The sequence below is a fragment of the Arthrobacter sp. H14 genome (assembly GCF_000520495.1).
GTDB lineage: Bacteria > Actinomycetota > Actinomycetes > Actinomycetales > Micrococcaceae > Arthrobacter_C.
Genome location: NZ_KI914632.1, coordinates 1,557 through 5,402 on the forward strand (window position 1 = coordinate 1,557; position 3,846 = coordinate 5,402).

3 protein-coding genes and 2 pseudogenes are annotated in these 3,846 nt (G+C 60.9%); 2 read left to right on the forward strand and 3 right to left on the reverse strand.

Annotated elements, in window-relative coordinates; translation table 11 throughout:
- Positions 1–143: 143 nt before the first annotated feature.
- Positions 144–334 (reverse strand): annotated as a pseudogene (locus tag Y707_RS30480) (IS30 family transposase); the annotation flags it as partial.
- Positions 335–348: 14 nt separating this feature from the next.
- Positions 349–778: pseudogene (locus tag Y707_RS30485) on the reverse strand (transposase).
- A gap of 26 nt (positions 779–804) precedes the next feature.
- Here Y707_RS30485 and Y707_RS33225 point away from each other — a divergent pair.
- Positions 805–1,128 (forward strand): aldo/keto reductase, encoded by a 324-nt coding sequence (locus Y707_RS33225; RefSeq protein ID WP_026534185.1) that lies wholly within the window; start codon positions 805–807, stop codon positions 1,126–1,128.
- 615 nt (positions 1,129–1,743) lie between these two features.
- Positions 1,744–2,901, forward strand: a complete 1,158-nt coding sequence (locus Y707_RS23420; RefSeq protein WP_081744612.1) for an RNA polymerase sigma factor — start codon at positions 1,744–1,746, stop codon at positions 2,899–2,901.
- A gap of 158 nt (positions 2,902–3,059) precedes the next feature.
- Here Y707_RS23420 and Y707_RS0104470 read toward each other — a convergent pair whose 3' ends face one another.
- Positions 3,060–3,524, reverse strand: a complete 465-nt coding sequence (locus tag Y707_RS0104470; RefSeq protein ID WP_026534186.1) for an SRPBCC family protein — start codon at positions 3,522–3,524, stop codon at positions 3,060–3,062.
- Positions 3,525–3,846: the final 322 nt, after the last annotated feature.

Here is a 3,846-nt window from a genome sequence, read left to right on the forward strand (position 1 = left end):
TCGTGCTGTTCTGTTGATCCTTCACAACCCGATAATACCGGAACACAAGTGTGCTGATTCAATCGTTCGAAGGATGTTGTGCGGGTCATCCGGGGCCGGTCCCCTATTGCTGGTCGGCGCAACCACGTAATGGTGGGCGAATTTTAGGCGGTCGTTGCAACGATGGGTTTTCCTGGTTCGAACAATAGCCGTTCCATGGCTTGTGCGGGGCTGATCCCGCCGAGTGTTTTGCGGGGCCGGTCGTTGAGTTCGGTAGCGACCTCGAGCAGCTGCTCGGGTGAATGCACCGACAGATCTGTGCCTTTGGGAAGTACCGGCGCAGGAGCCTGTTGGACGCTCCTATGTTTGTCAACCCGGAGAGGGCACCGGATGAGAGGCGGCAGCGGTTTCCATGACGCGGTAGAGGTGCCGGGCCAAGGTGCGCTTGAGGCAGCGGCGTATGTCGCGGTGGGTCTTGGCCTGCAGGGTGCGGCGGGCTTCGTAGGCCCGGGTCTGGGCGTGGCATCTGATGCGGGGGATCGCGACGGTGTGCAGTGCGCGGTTCAGCGCCCGGTCGCCGCCGCGGTTGAGGCGGTGCCTGGTGCGTTTGACCGCTGCTGGCTTCCAGAGGTGCGACTCTGGCCAACGATGCGAATGCCGCTTCGCTTCGGACCCGTCCGGGGTGGGACCAGCTGATCAACAGCTGGGCCGCGACGACAGGCCCGAGGCCGGGTTCGGCGAGCAGCGCCGGTCGGGGCCGGGTGTTCCTGGATAAGGCGGTCCAGCTCGGGATCGATATCCGCGAGCTGGCCGGTCAGGAACCGTATGCGCGCAGTAATCGATTGCAATGTCAGCACCGTGATCCGGTATTCGACCGTGGAGGCTGCGGGGGTGACCGTGCTTTCGATCACTGTCAGCTGGGTGGCCAGCGGGCGGCCGCGCATGCGCTGGCATTTGCAGCAGGGCCGGCAGATCATCCCGAAGTCGGTCACACCCACCCGCATCGCGGAGAACTTTGAGATCTTCGACTTTGAGCTCACCCAGGACGAGCTGGGCCGGATAGATGCTCTCGAGTCCGGAGTCCGCGGGGGGCCGGAGCCGGAGGAAGTCACGCTGGAGACCTTTGGCAACGACATCGCCGAGGCCTGACGCACTCCGTAAGCCCAGTGACTCATCCAAACCCGCTCGATGAGGAACCAGCACGAAGATGAAACCTGCCGGTGGACCCTTTAGGCGTGCCGGAACGGCAGTTCGTGGTCGAGGACTGTCGGCACGGCCGATTCAATCGGGTGTGACTGACGACTTCGTTCGGTGGTACATAGCAACGTCAAATGGGCGCAGCGGCGACGTTGGGTGCCCTGAGACGTTGGGTGCCCTGAGAGGGTATCCCTCATTTTTTGGTGCGAGCATACGCTTAGGTGCATGGACAACCGATCGAAGGTCCGCGAGTTCTTAGCGTCGCGGTGGGTGAAGGTCACACCGGAACGTGCCAGGTTGCCTTCGAACGGTCATCGGCGAGTCCCCGGGCCGCGCCATGTCGAGGTTGCAGGCCTCGCCGGAGTGAGCGCGGCCGGAAGTTTCGAGACCCCGATGGGATGCATGCCTGGCGTGTGGGCCCGATGTGGAACATTTGTCTGCTGCTGACAGTTCAGTCTGATGGAAGCTATTGCTCAGTATGCTTTCCAACTTATTCATGGGCTCCGCCGGTAGTAGTGGAAACTTCTTTGTTGGCGGTCGCCATGGACTCGAAGAAAAGGACCCTCTGTGCCATCAGCGAAGATACCGCATCAGAACCGTTCCCAGCGGGCGGATACGGGCAATACCAGCACCCCCGCAGGCACCACGCAGGTACAAAGTGGTCTCGGCAGGGAATCGGACCCCGGGGCCGGTGCTGCAGGCTCTGCGGGCAAGGTTGCCGCGAAGGACAACGGTGATGGCTATCAGAGTTCGGGATTCGTCTATTCGGATGCCGACGATGAGGATGCGCCGGTTCAACAGGTCCTTGTTGCGGGTGCGTCCGCGGATCCGGTGAAGGATTACCTCAAGCTGATCGGGAAGGTGGCGCTGCTTAACGCCGCCGGGGAGGTGGATCTGGCGCGGCGGGTCGAGGCCGGTCTTTTTGCCGGTCATAAGCTCGCCGGCGACGGTGAACTGGAGGAGAAGTTATCACGTGAACTGCGGTGGCTGGTGCATGAGGGTGAGGCTGCCAAGAGGCATCTGATTGAGGCCAATCTGCGTCTGGTGGTCTCGGTAGCCAAACGTTATACGGGCCGGGGGATGCTTTTTTTGGATCTCATCCAAGAGGGGAATCTGGGTCTGATCCGGGCGGTGGAAAAGTTCGATTACGCCAGGGGATTCAAATTTTCCACGTATGCGATGTGGTGGATCCGGCAGGCCATCACCCGCGCCATGGCGGATCAGTCGCGTACCATCCGCCTACCAGTGCACGTGAACGAGACGATTAATAGGCTTGCCCGCACACAACGCGAACTGCTCCAGGACCTCGGACGGGATCCGGAGCCCGCGGAGCTGGCTTTGGCACTGGATATGACAGTCGAAAGGGTCAACGAAATCCAAAGGCACGGGCGTGATCCCATCTCCCTGGACACTTCGCTGGGTGAGGACGGAGACACCAGCTTCGGCGATCTGATTGAAGATTCGGACGCCGTCGTACCGGCCGAGGCAGCGGACGCTGTATTCCTGCGTGAACAGCTCCATGCAGTACTCGATACCCTGACTGAGCGGGAAGCGGGGATCATGGCCCTGCGCTACGGTCTGACCAACGGCAAGCCAGCGACCCTTGCCGAAACAGGACAGGCCTATGGTATCTCCCGGGAGCGTATCCGGCAGATAGGAGCCCAATCCATGGACAAGTTGCGCCAGCCCTTACAGGCTCAGGCGTTACAGGATTACCTCGACTAAAGCACAACAAGGAGTGTCTTCGTGAGAGTGTGCCGACACCATAGCCGGCCGCCGGCGGGCAAAGGCCGCGCCATCCTTCTCCGGGGTAATGGCGTTTTTGCTGTCAGGGACCGTGTGGCGTGGGGCGGCCCGCCCTGTGCCGGTGCTGCGGGCGCCGGTTATGCCTGGGAAACCGTTGCAGCCAGGTTCTCCAGTGAGGATTCGAGGTCCTCCTGTGGGACCGCGGGAAAGGAGACCTTTTTGAGTACGTCCTTGTCCGTGACGGCGCTCCAGTCGTAGGTGACCGAAACTTCCGTCGAATCAGGCCCCTGGGGGGTAAACTCCCAGACCCACTGCCATCCGGCAGGCTCCTGGCCTTGGACCGCCGTTTGCCAGGCCAGCAGCTTATTCTCCTCAAAACCTGTGACGTGGTTTTCGGTCTTGTATTCGCCGCCCATTTTCTCCCACTGCATGTTCATGGTGAAAACCTGCCCGACGCCGGAGATGCGATCGGTTTTTTCGTCGGACTGAACCATGCCCGAGCCATCGAGCTGAGCGTGCCGTTCCGGGTTGGAGAGCACCTCAAAAATCACGTCCGCTGAAGCGTCGATGTTTCTCGTGGCGGTAATTTTTCCCTCTGTCATGTCTGCTCCTGACCGTAGTTGGGTTTAGCGCGTTAGAGACACTGGGCAACGAGCGTGTAGATCGCTGAGCTGTCCGGCAACAAAGGGCGGGGGAGTCCTTTGTTTGCCATGTCGTTCACGCTGCAACGTTCACCAGGGGCGGGCCCGCTTTGATCCTTTCCCTGACGGTGGTGGCGTTGCAGGGGTTTGTAATTGTGCCAAGTCTCTGGCGCCCGTCGATGTTCAGGTCGACAGCGTTTCTACCGCGGGGGCGGTGTGCGCCGTCGAGCGGACCATAAAGCAAGCATACTTACTAGTGTTTATGGATGCCAAACGCGTTCCA

Excerpts from the sequence above, each read along its gene's own strand:
- Y707_RS33225 (WP_026534185.1), top strand. The coding sequence starts at position 805 with ATGCGCGCAGTAATCGATTGCAATGTCAGCACCGTGATCCGGTATTCG.
- Y707_RS0104470 (WP_026534186.1), bottom strand. The coding sequence starts at position 3,524 with ATGACAGAGGGAAAAATTACCGCCACGAGAAACATCGACGCTTCAGCG.